Origin of the sequence: Leifsonia naganoensis (assembly GCF_013410615.1) — a bacterium.
GTDB classification, from domain to species: Bacteria; Actinomycetota; Actinomycetes; order Actinomycetales; family Microbacteriaceae; genus Leifsonia; species Leifsonia aquatica.
Window position 1 is genome coordinate 1,412,862 of record NZ_JACCHJ010000001.1, and the last position, 21,607, is coordinate 1,434,468.

Genomic DNA, 21,607 nt, shown 5'->3' on the forward strand with positions numbered 1-21,607 from the left:
AGAGCCCCGAAAGCCCTCCGACAGGAGAGCGCTGCTTACCCGAACGGCGCTCTACATGACTAGACCGGGGTGGCCTCCGACGATAACGCGTCCCACTCTTTACGCAGTCCCGCCCGGGCGCGAAGGGTCAGCATGGCGACGGCGGTGGGCTTCAGGTCCAGGATTTTGCCGATCTCGGTGTTGGACCGCCCCTCGACAGTGGAGTACCACAGAGCCGCCTTCCACCGTTCGGGCAACGCCCGGAATGCAACTGCGACGCGGTGGCGGCTATCGAGATCCTCGACCGCATTCAACCGCTCGTCGTCCATCGCCTGCTCGGGAACGCTGTCGAGGTCGACCGTGGTCCGTATTCCTTTCGCCCAGGATGCGGCGATGGCGCGGATAGTGGTGGTGAGATACCCGCGGAACTCTTCGCGAGGACCGGAGCCGTTGCGGATCGCCCGCAGGATCCGGGCGAACGCTTCGGACACCAGGTCGGAGGCGTCGAAGTGGTGGGTGACGCGGCGTGCGACAGCGAGGCCGACTCTCACGTGTCGGCTCCAGAGCTCGCCGTAGGCGCATTCGTCATCGGCGCGGGTCAGCGCGAGGAGGTCGACGTCGCTGAGCGTCTCGTAGTCGATATGGGACGACACCGGCCGGGAGGTGGTCGGACGCGAGGTGCAGGGAAGGGCGGGTGTGAGTGTAGAGAGCATCGTATTCTTGCGGCGCATCGCTCTGCTCGCGATGTCGGCGCGGGTTCGGGTTCGGGTTCGGGTTTCGGATGAGACCGGGCAGCTGTCTCATCCGCGGAATGAGAATCCCAACTATCGGTCGGTTTGTAACCCGTAGAACTACGTGTTCCGCTACGTGTTCTCTCGCCATGACTTGCGTCACGCAGGGCACGACTGCCCGTCAGGACACAAGCTGCGCGGTGATCACCATGTTGTCGATCGACTTCGTCTGTGCCGGTACTTGAAGGCACGTGAGCAGCACGAGCTTGCCCGGAGTGTTCTGCCAGATATCGATGTCTGAACTCACCTCGGGCTTGTACACCGAGTGCGATCCGGTGACCCGGTAGTGCAGACCGGCGACATACACGTCGGCGCCGGACTGCACGGAGGCCTCACCTGTTGCAACGTCGATCAGGTAGTTTCCAGGGCAGGTCGCTCCACCGCGACAGGAGTGCATGACGACGTACACGGTGCCTTCGGCGGCATTGTCGAGGGTGGCGCCGTGGTTGCGGACGACATAGGCGGAGGCGAAGCCGGGCGGGTCGATCACGCCATCGACCTGGTCAAGTTCGCCGAGAGGGACGGACAGTTTCTCGGAGGGGACGCGAAACGTCCTGCCGTCGACCTGCGGCACCGCATGGTTCTTCGGCGCGGCGATGGACTCGATGACGACAGGGTTGCCCTTCATGTCCTTCGGAAGGTTCTGCTCGTGCAGGTACGTCGACACCGTATATGCAGCCGCTGCGATCGCGACGATACCGAGTACACCGAGCAGCACGATGCGCGGGGCGCAGAGGCCCCGGCGTGAGCGGCGGGGCGCCGGCGTCCGATGGCGGCGCCGCTCAGACATGGAGGGCTCGGTCTGACGGCGTCGTGGGTTCCGGCGCGGGCGAGCGCGTAGACCGCCGCGTGCTCCCCGACCTGGTGGGTTTGGTTCTGGGTGGGAGCCCCGACCACCAGAGGAAGACCGCGGCTGCTGAAAGAACAGCCGCGAAGCCGACCGCCCACCACGGGACCCCTGGGCCCCTCGCCTCTTGGGTTGCGCCGGAGACTGCTGTCGCCGGGGTCGGGGTCACGCGTTCGCCGGTGACGAGGATGCGTTGGCTGTTGATACCGATGGGTGTGCAGGTGACGAGGGTCACGAGATCTCTCCCCTGCACAGGGTTGAGGGTCTTCGTCTGGTCGGGGTCGACGATCTTGATGCTGCTCACCTTGTAGGTGAGGGTCTCGCCGAACACGTAGATCGTGAAGGTGTCGCCGTTGTGAACCTGGTCAAGGTGTGTGAACAGGGTCGAAGAGGCGAGGCCACGGTGCCCGGCGAGTACCGCGTGGGTGCCCGTGCCGCCAACGGGCAGCGAGCTGCCTTCGAGGTGGCCGATGCCTTCGGCGAGCGTCGCATCGCTGGTGCCATGGTAGATAGGGAGATCGGCGTCGATGGACGGGATCACGATGCGCCCCATGAGACCGTCCCGGTTCGCAGCCAGAAGCTGCGAGTAGTTGTAGCCGCCGGGCAGAGTCGCACCGGAATCGACGGGAACGCGCTCGTTGGCTTTCACGGCGGCCCCAGCATCCAGGGCGGCGTTATAGGCGGCGGCCTGTTGGAGTGCCTTCAGGCGACTGGCTGGGCCAATGACTTTGACGTCATCGATGCCCTGACGGACCTGGTCGGCCTGAGCTGTGGCGCTGAACCACTGCGCCGTCGACGGGTAGAGCGCAATGCTGATGCCACCCAGGCAAAACAGCGCGACGACAAGGGCAAGAATCGACAGACGCCACGTCCGCGTGGGTTTGCCTGCGTGGCGGCCGTTCATCGGGGCACCTCCATTCGATGGGCTGGCAGAGAGATGGCCACGGGCGACGAGCACGTCGTGCGGCTCCGTCGCCCGTGGCCGATGGGTTACTTCTGGGTTCAGGCAGCGTCGACCGGAACCGCCGCCTCACGACGACGACGCACGATGAACACGCCGCCGATGGCAGCTGCGGCCGCGATGGCGATTCCGCCGCCGAGGAAGATCGCCGTGCCGGTCGAACCGGTCAGCGGCAGCGCGATCGCGGGCGCCTGCGGGTCGGTCACCGTGACGACCGGGTTCGCGCCGGCATCGCCGGGGTTCACCGTGACGGCGGTTCCTCCCTGCGCCTGCGACCAGGCAGAGGCGATGCCGTAGCCGGCGGGAGCCTTGGTCTCGACGACGTAGTACGTCAGGTCAGCGCCCTGGCCGTTCTCCTGGGCCTTGAGGCCGTCGATCGCGACGGTACCGGCGGTGTCCGAGGTGAACGTGGTGGCACCGTCGACGGAGACCGGGTTCGCGAGGTTCTTCGCGTCGGCGGCCGAGGTGAAGACCTGGAATTCGGCGCCCTTGAGCGCGTTGCCGTTCGGGTCCTGCTTGTGCAGAGTCACGTCGCCGAACGTGGAATCCGCCGGGTTGGACGGGGTCGTGCTCGGCGCGGTGCCGTTGTCGGCCTCGGTCTTCGACTGGCTGGTGAGGTCCGCGGTGTTGGTGATCGTGCCGTCGCCGACCGAGTTGACCACGGTCGAGAACGTGGTCGTGATGACCGCGGATGGGTTCGCCGTCAGCAGTGCAAGTCCATCCGCGTTGAAGTCGACCGTGACAGTCTGGCCGGTCACGTCGACCGTGTAGTCAGCCGCCGACAGTGTGATCGCGGCACCGGTCGAGTCCGCGAGGGACACCGTCACGTCGGAACTCTTCGGCGCAGTGAGGCGCGAGTCGAGCGCGTCGGTGATGGTGTACTTCACCAGCGGGTTGCCGGCTGCCTGGTTGGGGACGGTGTCGGTGATCGTCCAGTCGACCGAATCACCGACAGCGTGGGCTTTGGAATCGTCGACCGTCTTCGTCGGCGCACCCTGCACGGTGTTCTTCGGGTAGACGAAGACGTTCGTCAGCCAGTTGTTCGTGCTGGCCTGCGGCAGCGGGAGCTCCACGAGGAACGGCTCACCGAGCTGGACGCCGACCGGTGCGCTGGTCTCGGTGACCTCGTAGACGCTCGCCGTCGTGGTTGAGTACGTCGTGACACCGTCCGGGCCGGTCGTCGCGAGCGGGGTCTGGGACCCCGTCGAGTACACCGTGCCGGATCCGTCGACGACCTGACCGGTGCTGTTCACCTTCAGGTCCGCTGCGGTCTTCCAGCCCGCCGAGGTCGTCAGGTCGACACCCTGGACGGGCGCGATGCTGAAGTCGACGCCCGCGAGCGGCTTCGGGTTAGTGAGAGTCTGCTGTGCGCCGTCCGTGGGCGTGCCACCAGTTGCCGGGTTCTGCAGCTTGGTGATCGTCAGGTTGTATGGACCTGCGGGGACGTTGCCGCCCGTCGTGTCCGCACTCGCGGGCCCTGCAACAGCCACGCAGGCGAGCACGCCGAGAGCGGCCGCGCCGAGAGCGGCTGTCAGCCGGACAGTGGATTTCTTCTTCATCGTGTTTCTCTTCTCTTCGGGTATTGGGAGTCAGTTGGGTCTTGGGGAGATCACACCTAGTTGTGAGCACGGCGACTTCGCTGCCGGATGAGGCAGGCGAGTGCGATGGCAGCTGCCGCCAGCAAGGCGATGGACCAATAGGCGACGACGTCCAGGCCCACGCCACCGGTCAGCGGCAGCATGAGGGCGGGCACGGCCTGGTTCACGAAGCGGTACTGCACCGTGGAGCCAGCCACTGGGATGAACGAACTGCCGCTCACATTCGTCCAGCTGCTGCCGCCGTCTGTCGACTGCTGGAGACCAATGGCGAGGTAGGCCGTCGTCGACGACAAGGCCTGCTCAGTGAGCGAAAAGGACACGCCGGGCTTCACCTCGAGGCTGTTCGCTGCCGTTGCCGACTCCGAACCGGAGAAGCTGACGGCGGAGCCGACATCCGAGGGTGGCGTGAGCGTCAGGGTGAACTGCCCAGCACTCAGCCCGCTCGAGCCCTGGATGTGCTTGAGGATGACCACGTCGGCGGTGCTCTGCGTAACCGTGCAGGTCACAGCCTGTCCGTAGCCGACCACGACAGAGTTGCCCGACACAGGCACGGACGTGCCGCCTGCCGTGCAAACCCAGTCACTGGCCGCGTAGTTCTGTGCGCCCGCTGCTGACGACGTTGAACCCAGCCCATACGCCGCGGCCGGAGTCACCGGGATGAAGGTGACGGCTGCCGTGCCCGTCCTCCCATTCGGGCCTACGAGAGTACCTGTCGGACCGTTGCCCGTGAGCGTCCAGTCGCTTGCCGTCAGAGAGCCGAAGCCGACCTTGTTCACGAGGGTGAGGGTCTGCGCGCAGGTGACGGTGTTCGTGATGGTGAAAGTGGGCACTGACGTGCCGGCCAGAGTTCCCGAGTACGGCAGGGCGGCGGCCGTCGACAACGCAGTCCCGTTCACCGCAGTCATCTTCTGGGATGTGAGGGTGCAGCCTGTGGGCACCGTCACCAAGCCCTCGCCCACCGTCACTGCCTGCCCGGCGACATAGCCCGTGTAGGCAACGCCGAAGGCTGGCTCGACCTGGCCGGTCAGCGTCGGAGCGGCCGAGAAACCCGCCGGAACCGTCTGGGCCGTGTCACTGCTCTGTGCGGGAACGTTGTAGGTGCCGAGCACGCTGCCCGATGAGTTCTTGATGATCCAGGTCTTGTCCACCTGCACGGACAGTGCAGTGGTGGTGTTCGTCACGGTGCAGCTAATCGCGCCGGACGATACAGGCATCGTGAAGCTGGCTCCCGTCGACGTCCAGCTCGTTCCTGCCTGTGTGCAGGCGTAACTCGCGGCGTACTCCGCAGCGGTGCCGGTCAACGTCTCAGACAGAGTGACCAACGCTCCAACCACACCGGTCGCCGAAGCGACGTTCGCCGTGTCCGGGTTCGGTCCCGTCCCGGCCGTCGAGGTCCTGTTGACCGCGCCGGTCACACCGGTGCCGCCGATGGTCAGCCTGGCCTTCGATCCGGGGAGAGCGTTGACCCAGCTCTTCGTCAATGTGATCGGGTTCGAGATCGCGGTGTTCGTCAGCGTGCACGTGACTTGGTCGACGGCCCGCAACCATATGACCTGCGCGGTCCCAGAGCTTCCGGATGCGGGTAGCCCTGTCGCTGCTCCGCTCGCACTCGTGCACGACCAGCTCTGGGTGTAGTCGGACAACGACGCCGTGCCGGATGCGGCCTCGCTGAGCGTGTACTGCAACCAGCTCACCGGCACGACCAGCGTCCCCGTCGTGACCGTCTTCGCCGTGCCGGAAGTCGTCGCGGAGCCGATCGGCGTGTTGTAGCCGTCGACCACGTTCATCGCGAACTGATCGCCGGCGGCAGCCCGGGTGGGGACGCTCTTCGTGAGCTTGATCGTCGCGGTGTTGATCCCGATCGCGAGAGCCTGTTTGCCGGGCGTATTCACCTGAGTGTTGACGGCAGTGATCTGTGTCGGAGCGTTACCCGTGGTGGCAACCAAGGCACCCCAACTGTTGGGCGAGCCGTCGCACGTGACGGTTTGCGTACCCGCGCCGCTGAGGCCGGCGAAGTTGGTGGAGTCGGCCGGTCCGCGGCAGGCCCCGTCGCCGGAGTCCGGGTCGAGGAGATCCTGCACTGCCCAGCCGCCGCCGTCGGTCGTCCATTTCCACGACTCGCCCTTGTTGGTGGTCTCGGCATCCGCCACGGCGAGCGAGTACGCGCCCACCGGATTACCTGCCGGGTCCAGGAGCTGGATGCCGCTCACTGAGATGGTCCCGGTCCCGTTACCGTTGTCGAACCCCCTGGTCGAGTCGGACGACAGCACGTCCTGGATGGCGGGGTTCCCGGCGACCTGCGTCGTGTTCTTCGCCGTGTTGCCGAACAACGCCGAAGCCCACGTCGGCGTCGGATAGGCTCCCCAGACCGGCAACGCGCCGGTGGAAGTCTGCGTGATCGTCACCGTGAACGACATGGTGAAGCCGTTGCCGACCGTCTCTGTGAACGGCTGCGAGACCGTCCCCGTGCTCGAGTTCGGGTTGAGGCCGGTGAAGTCGAACCAGCAGTACCCGTACGAGTCGGCCAGGGTCGTGCCGCCGGTCGAGCAGGCATTCGCGATCGCCGCCGCCTCCGCTGCCTGGGGAGCAACAGGCACGACGACAGCGGCAAAGGACAGGCACACTGCCATCAGGGCGCCAACAAGCGCGCTTCTCTTCTGCATGGCGGATTCCTCATCGGGTGAAGGCGAGTTCGGGTGGGGCTCGGAGCCGAGCCCGTGTGCCTATACAGACGCGGAATCCTCGCTGGCATAACGTTGAACCTGGGAGCGGCCTGAGAGATCGCGGCATGACAGCGAAGATCTGCCGACGGCTGGACAACCCGAGTAGGAGCAGACGATCGACGCCCGAATGTCATGCCGTCCTTGCCGCTCGTGGCCGCCACACCCCGTGAGCACACCGAGCAGCCGCGAGCTGTTCGACGTGCTGGATGAGCGTCTCGACGAGGCGTGAGACACCCCTCTCGAACCCGGCCGGCGGGTGCCTCAGCCCTTGGACGACTCCAACTCGAACAGCAGGAAGGCCAGGAACCGGCCGCTCGGGCGGTCGGCGAACTCCTCGGGGAACCGTTCGTAGGCGGCGGCCGACGGCGCCGGTTCGCTGATCGTGGTGATCCGGAACCCGGCCGAGGCGAACGCGTCCGTCATCGCGTGGAGCGGTCGATCCCAGAACACGAGTTCTGCGCTCTTCCCGCCCAGGTTCCATTGTTCGGTCCGGCGCCGCACTCCGAAGTACTCGGAGCTGCCTCCGGAGAGCCGGTCGCCGAGGAACGTGGCCGACGGGTGCTCCTCCGAGACGATGAGCCTCCCGCCGGGCTTCAGGATGCGCCGGAATTCGACCAGAGTGGGTTCCCACTCCCGGAGGTAATGGAGTGCCTGCGAGGCGACGACGAGGTCGAAGATGCTGTCGTCGAACGGCAGGGTTTCGCCGATGTCCGCGACGACGAGATCAGCGTCATGGCCGAGCCGGAGTGCGGCTTGTTCCACCATGCCGGCGCTGGAGTCGATGCCGGTGACGATCGCGCCGCCGGCACGCAGATCGGCGTAGATCGGGCCCGAGCCGCAGCCGGCATCGAGTACGCGCAGTCCCGTGACATCCCCCGCCATCTCGGCGAGCGCTGGCCTGTTGTAGTACTCGTTCAGGAGGCTCGTCTCGTTCATGGCCGCATAGCCCTCAGCGATCGAATCGTAGGCGCGAGTCATGGGACCGATCGTGGCACACGCGTTCGGTCGGACGCTCGACTCGCGCAAGCGGCATGACAGAACGAGGCCCCGGACATAGGTCCGGGGCCTCGTGATTCGCGCAGGTCGCAGCTAGAGCGACAGGCCGTGCCCGAAGCGGAACAGCGGGTCCTTGGTGTCGAAGGGCACGTCCTCGCGGCTGGCCTCGACGGCCGCCATGCTCGACGGGAGGTCGAACGGCAGCGCGCCGTGGGGGGTCGCCGCGCCCGTGAGCACGTCGAGCAGAGCGCGGGCGTTCGCGCCGTAGTTCGCGACGATCGCGGCCGGCGCGTCGACGAACGGCGTGAGGATGGCCGGGCGGTCGAGGTGCACGTCGACGATGGTCGGGACGGCCGCGGCGATGGTGCGCAGGTGCTCGACGGCCTCCTGAGTGAAGTCGAGCGACCCCTGGTGGAAGAAGTTCTCGAACGTCGTCGCCCGCACCTCGAACGGCGCGTGCGTGCGGACGATCGCGTAGTCGGCCTCCTCCGGGGTCGCCACGACCGTCCCGAACTCGCCGGCGACGGCCGGGTCGATGCCCTCGACGTAGAGGCGGGTGCCGGCGGGCAGCGGGAGCGTCGGCACGCCGCCCGCGGAGGGACGGTTGGTCAGCACGGTGATGGACGCGCGCTGGGCGGCCTCCCCCGCCTCCCGGAACGCGGCGGACCCGACCACGCGACCGGCCTTCTCCACGTCGACGAGCGGCGCGTCGAAGAGTCCGAGCACGAACTTCTCGCGCAGCAGACGGCGGGCGGAGACGTCGATGCGCTCCTCCGAGATCTCGCCCGAGCGCACAAGGTCGATCAGGAGGTCCGGGACGGCCTCGCCGCCGAACTGGTCGGCCCCGGCCTCGATGACCTTCTTCATCCGCTCGCGCGGGCTGAGGTGCTCGACGCCCCACGCGCGGGCGGGGAACGGCTGGCCCATGATCTCGGAGTCCGAGATCAGTCCCCAGTCGGTGCAGACGATGCCGTCGAAGCCGTAGCGCTCGCGCAGCAGGCCGGTGATGACGGACTTGTTGAAGCCGAAGCCGACCTCCTCGTACTCGGTGCCGACCGGCATGCCGTAGTACGGCATGATCTGGCTGGTGCCGGCCTCGAACGCCGCCTCGAACGGCTTCAGGTGCAGCTCGAACTGGCCGCCCGGGTAGACCTGCTCGCGGCCGTAGGCGAAGTGCGCGTCCTCGCCGTCCAGCTGCGGCCCGCCGCCCGGGAAGTGCTTGGTCATCGTGGCGACGGAGTCGGGGCCGAGCGCCGCGCCCTGGAAGCCGCGGATGTAGGCGGCGCCGAGCCGCGAGGTGAGGTCCGGGTCCTCACCGAACGTCGCGACCTGCCGCCCCCAGCGCGGCTCGGTGGCGAGGTCGATCTGCGGGTGCAGGGCGACGCGGATGCCGACCGCCGTGTACTCCTGGCGCGCGATGTCGCCGAAGCGCTCGACGAGCCCCTCGTCGCGGGTCGCCGCGAGACCGATCGACTCCGGCCAGCTCGAGAACGGCCCGGCCATCATCCCGGCCAACGGGTTGTCGCTGAACGAGTGGCGCGGGTCGGTGGAGATGGTGACCGGGATGCCGAGGCGGGTGGACGCGGCGAGCTCCTGGAGGGCGTTGTGCCACTGCGCCATGAGCTCGGCCGTGGGGGCGGAGCCGAGCACGTTGAAGTGCGTCATGCCCGCGCCGATCACGTACTCCTCGTTCGACGGCAGGCCGAACATCGGGTCGGCGGGGGCGAGCCCGCCGTCCTGGCTCATGGAGATCATGGTCTGGAAGAACAGGCCGGCCTTCTCCTCCAGGGTCATCTGGCCCAGGAGGTTCTCGACCCGCTCCTCGACGGGCAGGGAGGCGTCGCGGTACGTGGGGTCGACGGGCAGTTCGTCCGCCGCGCCGGTGACGTCGATGGTGTCGGTCATGAGTTACTTGACTCCCTTGATTCGATAGACGAGCACTGCCCCCGCGAGGGAGACGAGCGCACCGAGCAGGTACCAGAGCGTGTAGCCGCCGAGGGCGGTCGTCGCCCCGAAGGCGATAATGGAGGGGGCGATCGCGGGCGCGATCGACTGCGGGAGGGCGTTGGCGATGTTGAGCACGCCGAGGTCCTTGGCCGTGTCCGCCTTGTTGGGCAGCACCTGGGTGGCGAGCGCGGTGTCCACCGAGAGGAACGACCCCGTGCCCAAGCCGATGATCGCCTGCGCCACGATGACGACGCCGATGTTCGGGGCGAAGGCGAGCACGACCAGTCCGACCACCATGATGAGGCCCGCGGCGGTCACGAACGGGCGGCGCTTGCCGATCTTGTCCGAGAGGATGCCGCCGAGCGGCCCGGAGAGCGCCATCGCGAGGGTGGACGCCACGTTCGCCAGCAGGATCGTCTCGATCGCGGCCGACTCGCTCAGGTGGAACTTCTCGGTCAGGTAGAACGGCAGGAAGGTGGCGATGCCGGCGTAGCCGAAGAAGATGAGGAACTTGGTCAGCCAGGTCCAGCCGAAGTCCTTGTGCTTGACCGGGTTGAAGACGAACGAGCCGAAGAACTCCTTGAGGCCGTAGCGCTCGGCCGGCTTCTCGGCGAGCACGCGATCCTTCAGGGTGAGCACGAAGACGAGGACGAGGATCACGGCGATCACGGCGGGCACGACGAAGCGGCTGAAGTCGTCGGCGAGGAAGTTGACGATGAAGCTGCCGCCGAGGATGGCGACCGGCGTCGTCATGCCGACGATGCCGGAGACCTTGCCGCGGCGCTCGACGGGCACCTGGTCGGGCACGGTGGCGGTGGAGGCGGCCAGCACGCCGTTGAGGGACGCCTGCACGATGCACCAGCCGATCAGGACGATCCACGGGCTCGTCGCGACGCCGATCAGCACGAACGCGGCGAGGCCGACGAGCACGCCGCCGAGCATCCAGGGGCGGCGCATCCCGAACCGGGAGGCCGTGCGGTCCGACAGGCGGCCGACGAGCGGGTTGCAGATCAGGGCGAAGAGGGCGCCGACGCCGGTGATCATGCCGAGCGAGGCGGTGGCCTCCTCAGGCGAGGAGGTGATGTGCTGCACCTTGAAGGCGAGCGAGACCAGCACCGGCGTGAGCAGGGCGAGGTAGAGGCCGAAGTTCGCGAAGGCGAGGCCGGGGATGAAACCGCGGGGCGCCTTGCCGCTCGTGGGAGCGTCCGCGGTTGCGGGGCCGACGCCGGCAGGCGTGCCCGTGGCCGCCCCTGACGCCGTAGACGACTCTGTCATGGTGTTCCTTTCGGTGGACCGGAGCCTCCGTCGGCTCGGGATGAGTGTACACACAATTAGACCGCGTGGTAACTCAAACCTGTCCGACTGGTAACCGCGCTGTGGCAGAATGGACCAGGCTCGAGGAGAGGGGGGATCGATGAGCGGACGACTGGCGACCGACGAGCGCCCCGCCTCCGGGCGCGCGGCCGCGGCGATGCGGACGCGCGAAGCGATCCTCGAAGCGGCCTCCGACCTCTTCGTGGAGCAGGGCTTCGGAGCCGTCTCCCTCCGCGACATCGCGGCGCGGGCGGGGCTCTCGCATCCCGGCGTCTTGAAGCACTTCGCCTCGAAGGACGAGATCCTCGACGCCGTGGTGGACGGCTTCGAGCGGAGCAACGGCGAGTGGATCGACGCGCACGGGCTCGGCCTCGACATGTACGGCGACCTCGCCCGGCACAATGCCGAGATCCCCGGATATACCGCCCTCTTCACGACCCTCGCGGGTGAGGCGACACGAGCCGACCATCCCGCGCATCAACGCTTCCGGGAGCGGCACCGCGAGATCCGCACCCGGACGATGCAGCAGTTCCAGGCCGCCGTCGAGGACCGTCTGCTGCCGCACGACACCGACATCGCCGGCGAGTCCGTGCGCCTCGCCGCCGCGTGGGACGGTCTGCAGCTCATGTCCCTCTATCTGCCGGCGCGCGTGGATGTGGCCGGGATGGTCGACGCGTACGTGCGGAGGCTGCAAGGCCTCGCAGTGATGGACGCCCCCGTCACTCCGGTCGCGCCGCCCTGGCCGGCGGAGACCACCTGGGCCGACGCCCTCGGGTACGCTCCGGGCCGCGCTCGCCGGGCGCAGATCATCCTGGACGCGTCCGCCCTGTTCGCGAGCCGCGGCTTTCACGCGACGAGCCTGCGCGAGATCGCCGAGAAGGCCGGCATCGGCAAGTCGACCCTCCTGCACCACTTCTCGACCAAGGAGGAGCTGCTCGCCGCCGTCATCGCCCACCGTGACGCGACGCTCGATGAGCGCCACGGCATCGACTCCGACGACCCGCTGCGGCTCCTGCTCGAGCTGCCCGACGCCAGCCGCCGCGACGCACGCCAGGAGCCGGGACTCATCGAGCTCTACGCCGTACTGTCGGCGGAGGCGGCGGCTCCCGCGCATCCGGCCCACGAGTACTTCCGGCGGCGGTTCGAGCTCGCCATCGCCCGCTTCAGCGATCTCTTCGCCCGCGCGGCAGCCGATGGCCACCTCCGGCCCGGCCTGTCACCCGAGGCCGAGGCCCTCTGGCTCGTCGCCCTCTGGGACGGCCTCCAGCTGCAGTGGCTCTACGACCCGGAGAGCGTGGATGTCGGTGACCAGCTGGCCGCGCACCTCAAGCACCTTCTCGGCTGATTGTCTACCGGAATACTGGAGTGCCTCGCATACCGGAGAATGGTCCGGTGGGTATTCCTGAAACCTCGGTTCCGCTGCTGCTCGGACGGTATCGGCCGCACCAGCTGCTCGCGCGCGGCGGCTCGTCGATGGTCTTCCGCGCGGTGGACGAGAACCTCGGCCGCGACGTCGCCATCAAGCTGTTCTCCTCGGGCACCCAGGACGACGTCGTCCGCTTCCGCACCGAGGTCGGCGTGCTGGCCGGGCTGCGCCACCACGGCGTGGTGTCCATCCTCGACGCGGGCGTCGACGACTCGTCCCCCGAGGACCCGCGGCCGTTCCTCGTCATCGAGCTCGTCGAGGGCGACACCCTCCGCGCGGCCCTGGGCACCCGCGCACTGACGACCAGGCAGATCGGCGAGCTCGTCTTCGAAGTCGCCGAGACCCTCGAGTACATCCACGCGCGCGGCGTCATCCATCGCGACGTCACGCCGTCGAACATCATGATCGTCGACTACCGCACCCGCTTCTCCCGGCCGCGAGCGCGCCTCACCGACTTCGGCCTCGCCATCCACGGCTCGATCCCGCGCGACCCGGAGGGGACGACGAACGGGACGGCCGCGTACCTCAGCCCCGAGCAGGTTCGCAACGAGCCGCTGACCCCCGCCTCGGACATCTACTCCCTCGGCCTCGTGCTGCTGGAGTGCTTCTCGGGCACGATCGCTTTCCCCGGCAACCCGGTCGAGTCCGCCCTCGGCCGGCTGGACCGCGACCCCGAGCTGACGGGCGCCGTCCCTGAACGGTGGCGGCCCCTGATCCGCCAGATGACCGCCGCCCGGGCAGCCGACCGGCCGTCGGCCGCCGACGTGACGATCGCCGCGCGGGGCGCGCTCCGGGCGGACCGCGAGGACGACGCGGAGTAGGCGCTCACACGTCGCGCCTGAACAGGTCCTCCCACGTCTCGCGCCGGATGACGGCCCGCGCCTCCCCGTCGCGCACGAAGACGACGGGCGGGCGGCGGTAGCCGTTGTAGTTGTTCGCCATGGTGTGCGTGTACGCACCGGTCGCGGGCACCGCGAGCAGGTCACCGACGCGCGCCGCGGGCAGCCGCAGCGGATCGACGAGCACATCGCCCGACTCGCAATGCCGGCCGACCACCACGACGTCCTCGGCATCCTCGTCGTGCATGCGGCCGGCGAGCGCGGCCTCGTAGCGCTGGTCGTACATCGCCGCCTCGAGGTTGTCGCCCATGCCGCCGTCGACGGCGACGAAGGTGCGGGCGTCCCGCTTGACGGTCGTGACCGTGTAGAGGGTGAACGCGGACCCGTTGACCATGCTGCGGCCGGGCTCGATGATGAGCTCCGCATCCGCGGGCAGGTGTTCCTGAGCGGCCGCGAGCAGAGCACCGACGTACTCGTCGACGGACGCGGGGCGGTCGTCGTACGTGTACCGGGCGCCGAGGCCGCCGCCCAGGTCGTAGACCGGGAACGTGCCGAGCGCAGCCAGCGGCGCGACGGCCGCCGCGAGCTCCGCCGGGTCCATGATCTGCGACCCGACGTGAGCGTGCACACCGCGCATGTCGAGGACCGGGCTGGCCTCGATCCGGGCGATGAGGATGCGCGCAGCCGAGGCGGTCAGGCCGAACTTCGACCCCACCTGCCCGGTCTGCACGTGCGGGTGCGTGGACGACGCCACCTCGGGGACGATGCGGACCAGCACGCGCTGCACGGCTCCGGACGGGACCAGCTGCTCTAACCGGTCGACGTCGTCCTCGTTGTCCACCACGACGAGGCCGATCCGCGCCTCCACCGCGATCCGCAATTCCTCCGTGGTCTTGGCGTTGCCGTGCATCACGATCAGCGCCGGGTCGACGCCGGCCCGCAGCGCGCTGAGCAGTTCGCCGCCGCCCGCCACATCCAGACCGAGCCCCTCCTCCACCATGAGCCGCTGCACGGCCGTCGCCGGGAACGCCTTCGACGCGAACACCACCCGCGCGTTCGGCCAGCGGGTGGTGAGGGCGTCGCGGTACTCCCTGGCACGCGCCCGGAGGGACGCCTCGTCGACGACGATGGCCGGGGTCCCGAAGTCCCGGGCCAGGTCGTCGACCCGGCACCCGGCGATCGTCAGGGTGCCGTCGGGGTCGACGGCGGCCCCGGCCGGGAAGAGGTCGAGGATGGGGTGCGCCATGGCTGGGTCCTTCTATCGATGTCGGGTCAGGCGATGCCTGCTTCTGGTGCGCCGGTGCGGCGGCCGCTCACTCCCGGTCCCGGGTGGCGACGCCGTGCGGGACGACGACGACCGGCACGGGCGAGTGGCGGACGATCTTGGCGGCGTGCGAGCCGAGGAACACGCGCGCGAGGGGGCCGAGGGTGCTCGAACCCACGACCAGGACTTCGTTCGGCTCCCAGTCCACGGCCGCCATGGCCGCCTCCCACGTCTCGCCCCTGCCGACGGCGACGTCGGAGACGGTGGGAGCCTGGTCCAGCTCCGACACCCGGCGCGCCAGAGACGTCGCGTGCTTCTCGATGTCGGCGGCCCAGGTGTCCGCGATGGCGGTCTCGGCGTCGAGCCCGGCTCCCGAGGTCCCGGAGTCGGGCGGCACGACGGCGAAGGATGCGATCCGCAGCGCGGCACCTACCGACGCCGACACCGCCGCCGCGCCGAGGACGAGGCCGGCCGAGGCACCGGTCCCACGGTAGGCGGCGGTCACGCGGTCGACGCGGGAGCCCTGCTCCACGCGATAGCCCCGCGGCGCGATCGCCACGGGAACCGGTGACGCGTGGAGGAGTGCGTCGCTCTCCGCGCCGAGGGCGATGCGCCCCTGCGGCGCCTGCGTCGCCGATCCCACGACGATCAGCCCCGCATCCCGCTCCTCCGCGAGGCTGTTCAAGCCGCGCCGGGCCGAGGGAGCCTCGTACACGAGGTACTCCGCGGCGATGGAGCCGCCCAGCACGGCGGCGGCGTGGTCGAGCGTGCTGTCCGCAGCGTCCCGGGTGTAGCTGCGCCATTCGGCGTCCGCGCCTCCCGCCGTCGCGGGCCAGGCGGACGGGACGATCGCGGCGACGATCAGACTGGTGCCGGAGGAGCGGGCGAGCATCCCGGCCAGGTGCAGCGCCGACGCGGAGCGGTGCGCGGGATCCACCCCGACGACGATGCTCATTTCCGGCCGGCCCGTCGGCGCGCGGCGGCCTCACGGATCTCGCTCTTGCTCGGCTGCGCGAAGTTGCTGGTGTACGGGGCCTCCCCCTCGCCGGTCCCCTGCCCCGTCTCGAGCTTGGAGTGCGTGCGGCCGTAGAACCAGTAGAAGGCCAGGAAGACGGCGGTCCAGATGAGGAACACCACGATGGTGATCACCCGCAGCTGCGTGATGATGGCGATGCAGCCCGCGATCGACAGGATGGGGATGGTCCAGCCGAGCGGGAGGCGGAACCCGCGCTCCAGCTCCGGCTCGCGAACGCGCAGGATGATGACGCCGAGCGAGACGACGAGGAAGGCCACCAGCGTGCCGATGCTCGTCATCTCGGCGAGGAAGTCGATCGGGATGACGGCGGCGAGGATGCTCGTGGCGATCATCACGATGATGGTGTTCCGCACCGGCGTCATCGATCGCGGATTGACCTTCGCGAACACCGGCGGGATCATCCCGTCGCGTGACATGGCGAAGAGGATGCGCGTCTGCCCGTAGAGGACGACCAGCGTCACCGAGAAGATCGAGATGATCGCACCGATCGCCACGATGGTCCCCGGCCACGCCGACCCGATGATGTTCTGGAGGATCGCGGCGAGTCCCGCATCCTGGTTCGCGAACTTCTCCGGCGCCTGCGCGCCGAGGGCAGCGAGGCAGGTCAGGACGTAGAGCAGGACGATGATCACGAGCGCGAAGATGATCGCGAGGGGGAGGTTCCGCTTGGCGTTCTTGGCCTCCTCTCCTGCTGTCGACACCGCATCGAGGCCGACGAACGAGAAGAAGATGATGCCGGCGCCGCCGACGATTCCGGCGAACCCGGCCGGCGCGAAGTTGTGGAAGTGGTCGGCGTTCCATCCGGTGAAGGCGACGGCGCAGAAGAACAGCACGACGGCGATCTTGATGACCACCATGATGCTGTTCACCGTCGTCGACTCGCGCGCGCCCCGCAGGAGCAGCAGCGAGCACAGCACGATGACGATCACGGCGGGGACGTTGACGATGCCGCCCTGCTCCGGAGCCTGCGAGAGCTGCACCGGCAGCTGCCAGCCGAAGAGGTTCTGCAGCAGCTGGTTGACGTACTGCGACCATCCGACCGCGACTGCGGCCGTCGAGACGCCGTACTCCAGCAGCAGGCAGGCCCCGACCGCCATCGCCGTGCCTTCGCCGAGGGTCGCGTACGCGTACGAGTAGGTGGAACCCGACGCCGGGACGGCCCCCGCCATCTCGGCGTAGCAGAGCGCGGTCAGTCCGGCGACGACGCCGCCGATCACGAACGACCAGATCACCGCCGGTCCGGCGACGGGGACGGCCTGGGACAGGATGAAGAAGATGCCCGTGCCGAGCGTCCCTCCTACCCCGATCATGGTCAGCGAGAACAGGCCGATGCTGCGCTTCAGCTGCCCGTCTTCGACCCCGGAGGGCGTCGTCGGTTTTCTGCGCAGCAGTTGCTGGGCGATCGTGGGCATACCAGTCTCCTTTGAATGGTGGGGGTCGGAGTCGGCCGCTGTCGTCGTGCCGATTCAGCCTATGCGGGTCACTCGGAACCGCCCGACTTCGGGATCGGCGGCGCCGCGGACGAAACCGGAGGGCGACCCGGCGACCGCGCGGAGGAACGCGACGGTCTGCGCCGTGATCTCCTCGCCGGGGATGAGGTTCGGGATCCCGGGCGGGTAGGCGGCGAGGGTGTCGGCGGAGATGCGGCCGACGGCGTCCGCCGCGGGAACGAGCTCCGTGGCGGCGAAGAAGGCGTCGCGCGGCGACATCCGCAGCGCGCCGGGATCGGGCAGGGCGGGAAACCCGTGGTCGGCGACCCGGGAGCGCTGGGTCTGCGCCTCCTCGGAGTCGACGGCCGCCGCGAGCGCTCGGTGCGCGCGCTGGAGATCCGGCGTCGTGCCCGCGCCGATGAGCGCGACGAGGGAGGTCGCGGTCGACATCTCGAAGAAGATCCCGTCCGTGTCGGCGAGGCGCTGGCGCAACCAGTGACCGCTGACACCGGCGCTCGACACGTCGATGGCGACGCGCAGCGGATCGACGGCGACGATGTCGTCGAAGGCGCCGAACCCGTCGCTGAGGACGCCGAACCGCGGGTCGTCGCGCAGCGCATCCCGGAACGCGTCGGCCGCCACGATCGACCGGCCGATCAGCTCGGCACCGGTCGCGAGGGAGTGCCGGGCGATGTCGAGCGAGGCCTGGAGCAGCGCGGATGTCGAGGTGGAGGCGGTGATCGAGACGGCGCGTTCGACCAGCGGCTCCAGGGCGTCGGCGAACGGGCCGTGGCCGAGGTGCAGCATCGCGGACTGGGTGAGCGAGCCGCCCAGCTTGTGCGTGCTCGAAACCACGAGATCCGCACCGAGCCGGGCCGGCGACTCCGGGAGGTCGGGGTGGAATCCGAAGTGCGGTCCCCACGCGCCGTCGACGATCAGCGGCGCGCCGTGGGCGTGTGCGACACGGGCGAGGCCCGCGACGTCGGCGACGGAGCCGAAGTAGCTCGGCGAGACGATGTAGACCGCGTCGGCCGGGCGCCCGTCGGCCGCCGCTGCGACCAGTGCGTCGTCGAGCGCAGCGGGCGAGACGCCGTGCGCCACGCCGTGGTCGGTGTCGATGGAGGGGAGGACGAACGAGGGCACCAGTCCCGCCGAGAGGACGCCGTCGCTGAAGCTCGAGTGCGCGCTGCGCTGGGACAGGATGTTCGCGCCGAGGCCCCGGACCGCCAGTGCGGCGATCCGGTTGCCCTGGGACGCGCCGCCGGTGAGGAACCAGGTGCGTCGCGCGCCCCATGCCTCCGCCGCCAGGTCGAGGGACCGGCTCAGCGGGGAGTCCTCCCCGAGATCGATGTCGTCCATCAGCATCGGCACGTCGAGCTGCAGCGGACGCTCGCCGATGAACTCGGCGAGCCGGGCGCTGAGACCCAGCCCGTCGCCTCCGTGCCCCGGAACCATGAGCGGGATCTGCTCCCGTGCGGCGTGACGGTCGAGAGCGTCCGCGTACGGCGTCTCCCACTGGCGAAGATCATCGGCGGTCGCCGGCGGACGCACGCCGTCGACCGGGGAGGGACGTGTGGAGGCCATTGCTCCATCGTGAGGGTCGCGGTCCGCCGTGGGAATCCCCGCATCTTCGCGTGCCCCACATACACTGTATGTGGCTCAGGCGCTCGACGCGCGCGTCACCGACAGAGGGACGGGATCATCCATGGCCGATCTGCGGCAGTTCGAGGCGCTCACGGCCGTGCACGCGGAGGGCTCGGTGTCCGCCGCCGCGCGCCGGCTCGGCTGGGGCCAGCCGACGGTGGACTACCACCTGAAGAACCTGGAGCGGCTGGTCGGATCCCCCGTGCTGACCCGCTCTCCCCGCGGCAGCAGGCTGACCCCCGTCGGTATGCTCCTCGTCGAGCGGGCGCAGGAGGTCCTGACGCTGAGCGCGCGTGCGATCCGGGATGCGCGGGAGTTCGGCCAGCTGGGGCGGGTGCGCCTCCGGTTCGGGACGTTCGCGACCGCCGCGGCGAACGTCCTGCCGTTCGTCGCCTCCCGCATCGGCGACCTGGGGATCGAGATCGACGCACTGCTGGAGGAGGTGCCGGCGCTCGTCGAGCAGATGAACCGGGGAGCCCTGGATGTCGCACTCGTCTACACCGTGCCCGGCTACGAACTCCCGTTCCGCCCGGGCGTGGTGACCACGGAGGTGCACCGCGATCCGCTGATGCTCGCCCTCCCGGTGGGTCACCCGCTCGCCTCACGTCCGTCGATCGATGTACCCGCGCTCCTGTCCCTGCGGGACGAACGCTGGGTCTTCGCGACGACGGTGCACGACCCGATGGACCGCATCGTGGTCGACGCCTTCGCGGCAGAAGGTCACACCCTCGACGTCGCGATCCGGACGGACGAGTTCCAGGTCCTGCTCGGAATGACCGCCGCGCGGATGGTCGTGGGGCTCATCCCGCGCCTCGCCACCAACGCCGAGCACCCCGGGATCGTCCTGCGGCCGATCAACGACCCGTCGTTCGCCCGCTCCATCCTGGTGGCGACCTCGGCGGAGGACGCGTCCCGCCACCCCTCCCCCGCCGTGCGGCAGCTGGTCGTCGCCATCCGGGACGGGTTCGCCGCCGTGCGGTCGGCGGACCGGGCCGAGAGCTCGTGAGCCGCGCCCCCTCACGCACCTCATCGTCTCAGCGGGCTAGAAGATGAGCAGCCCCGCGAGGTAGCTCGCGCCCAGGGTCCCGACCCCGACGGTGAGGGAGCGCGCGATGGTGCGCAGGACGCCGGTCCCTCCGCTGCGGGCGCTGACGATCGAGGTCAGGATGAGCGAGACGATCGCGGCGAGCAGCACGGCCCACGCTTCGAGCCTCCCCGGTACCAGGATCGTGATCAGGAGGGGGACGAGGGCGCCCAGCACGAACGCCGCGGTGGCCGTGACGCCGGCCCAGACCGGCGCCGCCCGCGACATGACCTCCCGGATGCCGTGCTCCGCCTCGAGCTGCGCGCCCAAGGCGTCCGCGGCGGTCAGCTGTTCGGCGACCTGGAGGGCGAGGTCGGGGGTCAGCCCCTTGCGCTCGTAGTACCCGGCCAGCTCGGCGACCTCCTCGTCGGGACTGAGCTCCAGCTGCGCGGCCTCCTCGCGGGCGACCCGGAGCTGCGCCTCGCGCTCGGCGGCCTCCTCCGACCACTTCGCGCCGCCCAGGCCGAGCCCGCCGGCGACGGTCGCGACGATCGCCGCGGTCAGGAGCGTCGCGTCGGACGCACCCGCTCCCGCGAATCCCTCCAGCACACCGGCCGTCGCGATGATGCCGTCGTTCGCATCCACCGTCCATGACCGCAACGAGGCCGCGTCCGTCACGGCGGTGCGGAACCGGGCGAGCAGACTGGCCATGCGTCATGCTCTCACGGCTGTTCTCGTTTTCCGGGCCGGACTCGGGAGCGGCCGCGGCCGCACCAGCTGCTCGCGATCTCCCGGTCCCGCTGCTCGAGCAGGGCGAGCAGCATGACCAGGATCCGCCGTTGCGGGTCTGAGCTCGAGACGGTCTGAGGATCCACCGCATCGTCCTATGGGGGGCAGGCACGAGCGATGGCACGGGCGACGATGCCTGCCCGGAGCCTGCCCCTGGCAGTACCAGTGTCCGCGGGGACTGGTGGCGGCGGGGGTGGGGAGAAAGGATCGAGAGGGCTTCGAAGACATGGGCCGTTCGAGAAGGAGGGTGTTCCGTGGTAGATCTGCGGCACGACACGATCATCATCACCGGCGGCACATCCGGTATCGGGCTGGAGATGGCCGAACAGCTCTCCGCCGCCGGCAACACCGTCATCGTGACCGGACGAGACGAAGAGCGGCTGCGGCAGTTCCGGCAGGCCCATCCTCGGCTCCAGGCCTACCCTCTCGAAGTGACCGACCTCGCGTCCATCACGGCCTTCGCGGAAGCGGTTCTGGCGGACTTCCCGGACGTCAACGTCCTGATCAACAACGCCGGACTCATGCAGCCCCTCTCCTTCACGACCGCGGCGCCCTCCGGAATCGCGACCGAGATCGCCGTCAACCTGACCGGACCCGTTCTGGTCACCCAGGTCTTCTTGCCGCACTTGCTCGGACGGCCGGAGGCGGCGGTCGTGAACGTGACGTCGGGTATCGCCTACTTCCCCTTCGACAAGGCACCCCTCTACAGCGCATCGAAGCTCGGCCTGCACTCGTACACGCAGTCGCTCCGCACGCAATTGCGCGACACCCGGGTGCGAGTCTTCGAGCTGGCTCCGCCACGGACGTCCAAGCCGATGTTCAACGGCTCGGCAGCCGACAACCAGGAAGTCGACCGTATCCCGCAGATGCCGATCGCCACCGTCGTTAGCACGATGATCGCCGGCATCCGGAAGAACCGACCTCTGATCCTGCCGGGGTTGAGCAAGGTCCTCCGAGTGCTCGGCAAGATCCGGCTCTGAGCGCGGGCTCACGCGACCG

Annotated in this window: 17 protein-coding genes; 4 read left to right on the plus strand and 13 right to left on the minus strand. The window is 69.2% G+C overall.

The window, feature by feature from the left end; genetic code table 11:
• Positions 1 to 59: 59 nt before the first annotated feature.
• From HNR14_RS06780 to HNR14_RS06815, 8 genes are all read right to left on the minus strand, one after another.
• Positions 60 to 710 carry an RNA polymerase sigma factor gene (locus HNR14_RS06780; RefSeq protein WP_179700436.1) on the minus strand — a complete coding sequence of 217 codons (651 nt, stop codon included), beginning with the start codon at positions 708 to 710 and terminating at the stop codon, positions 60 to 62.
• A gap of 181 nt (positions 711 to 891) precedes the next feature.
• Complete coding sequence (locus tag HNR14_RS06785) at positions 892 to 1,560, minus strand: sortase family protein (RefSeq protein WP_179700437.1); 669 nt, start codon at positions 1,558 to 1,560, stop codon at positions 892 to 894.
• Positions 1,553 to 2,521 carry a class C sortase gene (locus tag HNR14_RS06790; RefSeq protein ID WP_179700438.1) on the minus strand — a complete coding sequence of 323 codons (969 nt, stop codon included), beginning with the start codon at positions 2,519 to 2,521 and terminating at the stop codon, positions 1,553 to 1,555. Before HNR14_RS06790 ends, HNR14_RS06785 begins: the two co-directional genes overlap by 8 nt.
• Positions 2,522 to 2,619: 98 nt before the next feature.
• Positions 2,620 to 4,137 carry a SpaH/EbpB family LPXTG-anchored major pilin gene (locus HNR14_RS06795; RefSeq protein ID WP_179700439.1) on the minus strand — a complete coding sequence of 506 codons (1,518 nt, stop codon included), beginning with the start codon at positions 4,135 to 4,137 and terminating at the stop codon, positions 2,620 to 2,622.
• A 56-nt stretch (positions 4,138 to 4,193) separates the two neighbouring features.
• A complete protein-coding gene (locus tag HNR14_RS06800) occupies positions 4,194 to 6,839 on the minus strand; it encodes a hypothetical protein (RefSeq protein ID WP_179700440.1) in 2,646 nt (881 codons plus the stop codon).
• Positions 6,840 to 7,160: 321 nt separating this feature from the next.
• The gene (locus HNR14_RS06805) at positions 7,161 to 7,877 is read right to left on the minus strand and encodes a class I SAM-dependent methyltransferase (protein ID WP_179700441.1); all 717 of its coding nucleotides are present in this window, start codon (positions 7,875 to 7,877) and stop codon (positions 7,161 to 7,163) included.
• A gap of 111 nt (positions 7,878 to 7,988) precedes the next feature.
• Positions 7,989 to 9,800 carry a glycoside hydrolase family 3 protein gene (locus HNR14_RS06810; protein ID WP_179700442.1) on the minus strand — a complete coding sequence of 604 codons (1,812 nt, stop codon included), beginning with the start codon at positions 9,798 to 9,800 and terminating at the stop codon, positions 7,989 to 7,991.
• A gap of 3 nt (positions 9,801 to 9,803) precedes the next feature.
• Positions 9,804 to 11,117 carry an MFS transporter gene (locus HNR14_RS06815; protein ID WP_179700443.1) on the minus strand — a complete coding sequence of 438 codons (1,314 nt, stop codon included), beginning with the start codon at positions 11,115 to 11,117 and terminating at the stop codon, positions 9,804 to 9,806.
• Positions 11,118 to 11,256: 139 nt separating this feature from the next.
• Here HNR14_RS06815 and HNR14_RS06820 point away from each other — a divergent pair, with 139 nt between their 5' ends.
• Both HNR14_RS06820 and HNR14_RS06825 read left to right on the plus strand, forming a co-directional pair.
• Positions 11,257 to 12,501, plus strand: a complete 1,245-nt coding sequence (locus HNR14_RS06820) for a TetR/AcrR family transcriptional regulator (protein WP_179700444.1) — start codon at positions 11,257 to 11,259, stop codon at positions 12,499 to 12,501.
• Between the two features lie 47 nt (positions 12,502 to 12,548).
• Positions 12,549 to 13,403, plus strand: a complete 855-nt coding sequence (locus tag HNR14_RS06825; protein ID WP_343064431.1) for a serine/threonine-protein kinase — start codon at positions 12,549 to 12,551, stop codon at positions 13,401 to 13,403.
• Positions 13,404 to 13,407: 4 nt separating this feature from the next.
• On the opposite strand, the gene lysA is transcribed toward HNR14_RS06825, so the two are convergent.
• The 4 genes from lysA to HNR14_RS06845 all read right to left on the minus strand — a co-directional run bounded on the left by lysA (position 13,408) and on the right by HNR14_RS06845 (position 18,735).
• Complete coding sequence (gene lysA / locus HNR14_RS06830; protein ID WP_179700445.1) at positions 13,408 to 14,667, minus strand: diaminopimelate decarboxylase; 1,260 nt, start codon at positions 14,665 to 14,667, stop codon at positions 13,408 to 13,410.
• A 67-nt stretch (positions 14,668 to 14,734) separates the two neighbouring features.
• A complete protein-coding gene (locus HNR14_RS06835) occupies positions 14,735 to 15,640 on the minus strand; it encodes a universal stress protein (protein WP_218874989.1) in 906 nt (301 codons plus the stop codon).
• The gene (locus HNR14_RS06840) at positions 15,637 to 17,133 is read right to left on the minus strand and encodes an amino acid permease (RefSeq protein WP_179700446.1); all 1,497 of its coding nucleotides are present in this window, start codon (positions 17,131 to 17,133) and stop codon (positions 15,637 to 15,639) included. The genes HNR14_RS06835 and HNR14_RS06840 overlap by 4 nt, the downstream gene beginning before the upstream one ends.
• A 54-nt stretch (positions 17,134 to 17,187) precedes the next feature.
• On the minus strand, positions 17,188 to 18,735 hold the full coding sequence (locus HNR14_RS06845) for an aminotransferase class I/II-fold pyridoxal phosphate-dependent enzyme (RefSeq protein ID WP_179700447.1): 1,548 nt from the start codon (positions 18,733 to 18,735) through the stop codon (positions 17,188 to 17,190).
• Between the two features lie 121 nt (positions 18,736 to 18,856).
• Here HNR14_RS06845 and HNR14_RS06850 point away from each other — a divergent pair, with 121 nt between their 5' ends.
• Positions 18,857 to 19,801 carry a LysR family transcriptional regulator gene (locus tag HNR14_RS06850; RefSeq protein ID WP_179700448.1) on the plus strand — a complete coding sequence of 315 codons (945 nt, stop codon included), beginning with the start codon at positions 18,857 to 18,859 and terminating at the stop codon, positions 19,799 to 19,801.
• A 36-nt stretch (positions 19,802 to 19,837) separates the two neighbouring features.
• Here HNR14_RS06850 and HNR14_RS06855 read toward each other — a convergent pair whose 3' ends face one another.
• Entirely contained in the window at positions 19,838 to 20,530 is a 693-nt protein-coding gene (locus HNR14_RS06855; protein ID WP_179700449.1) for a VIT1/CCC1 transporter family protein, read from the minus strand.
• Positions 20,531 to 20,862: 332 nt separating this feature from the next.
• Between HNR14_RS06855 and HNR14_RS06865 the strand changes: the two genes are divergently transcribed.
• A complete protein-coding gene (locus HNR14_RS06865; protein ID WP_179700451.1) occupies positions 20,863 to 21,588 on the plus strand; it encodes an SDR family NAD(P)-dependent oxidoreductase in 726 nt (241 codons plus the stop codon).
• Positions 21,589 to 21,607 lie beyond the last annotated feature (19 nt).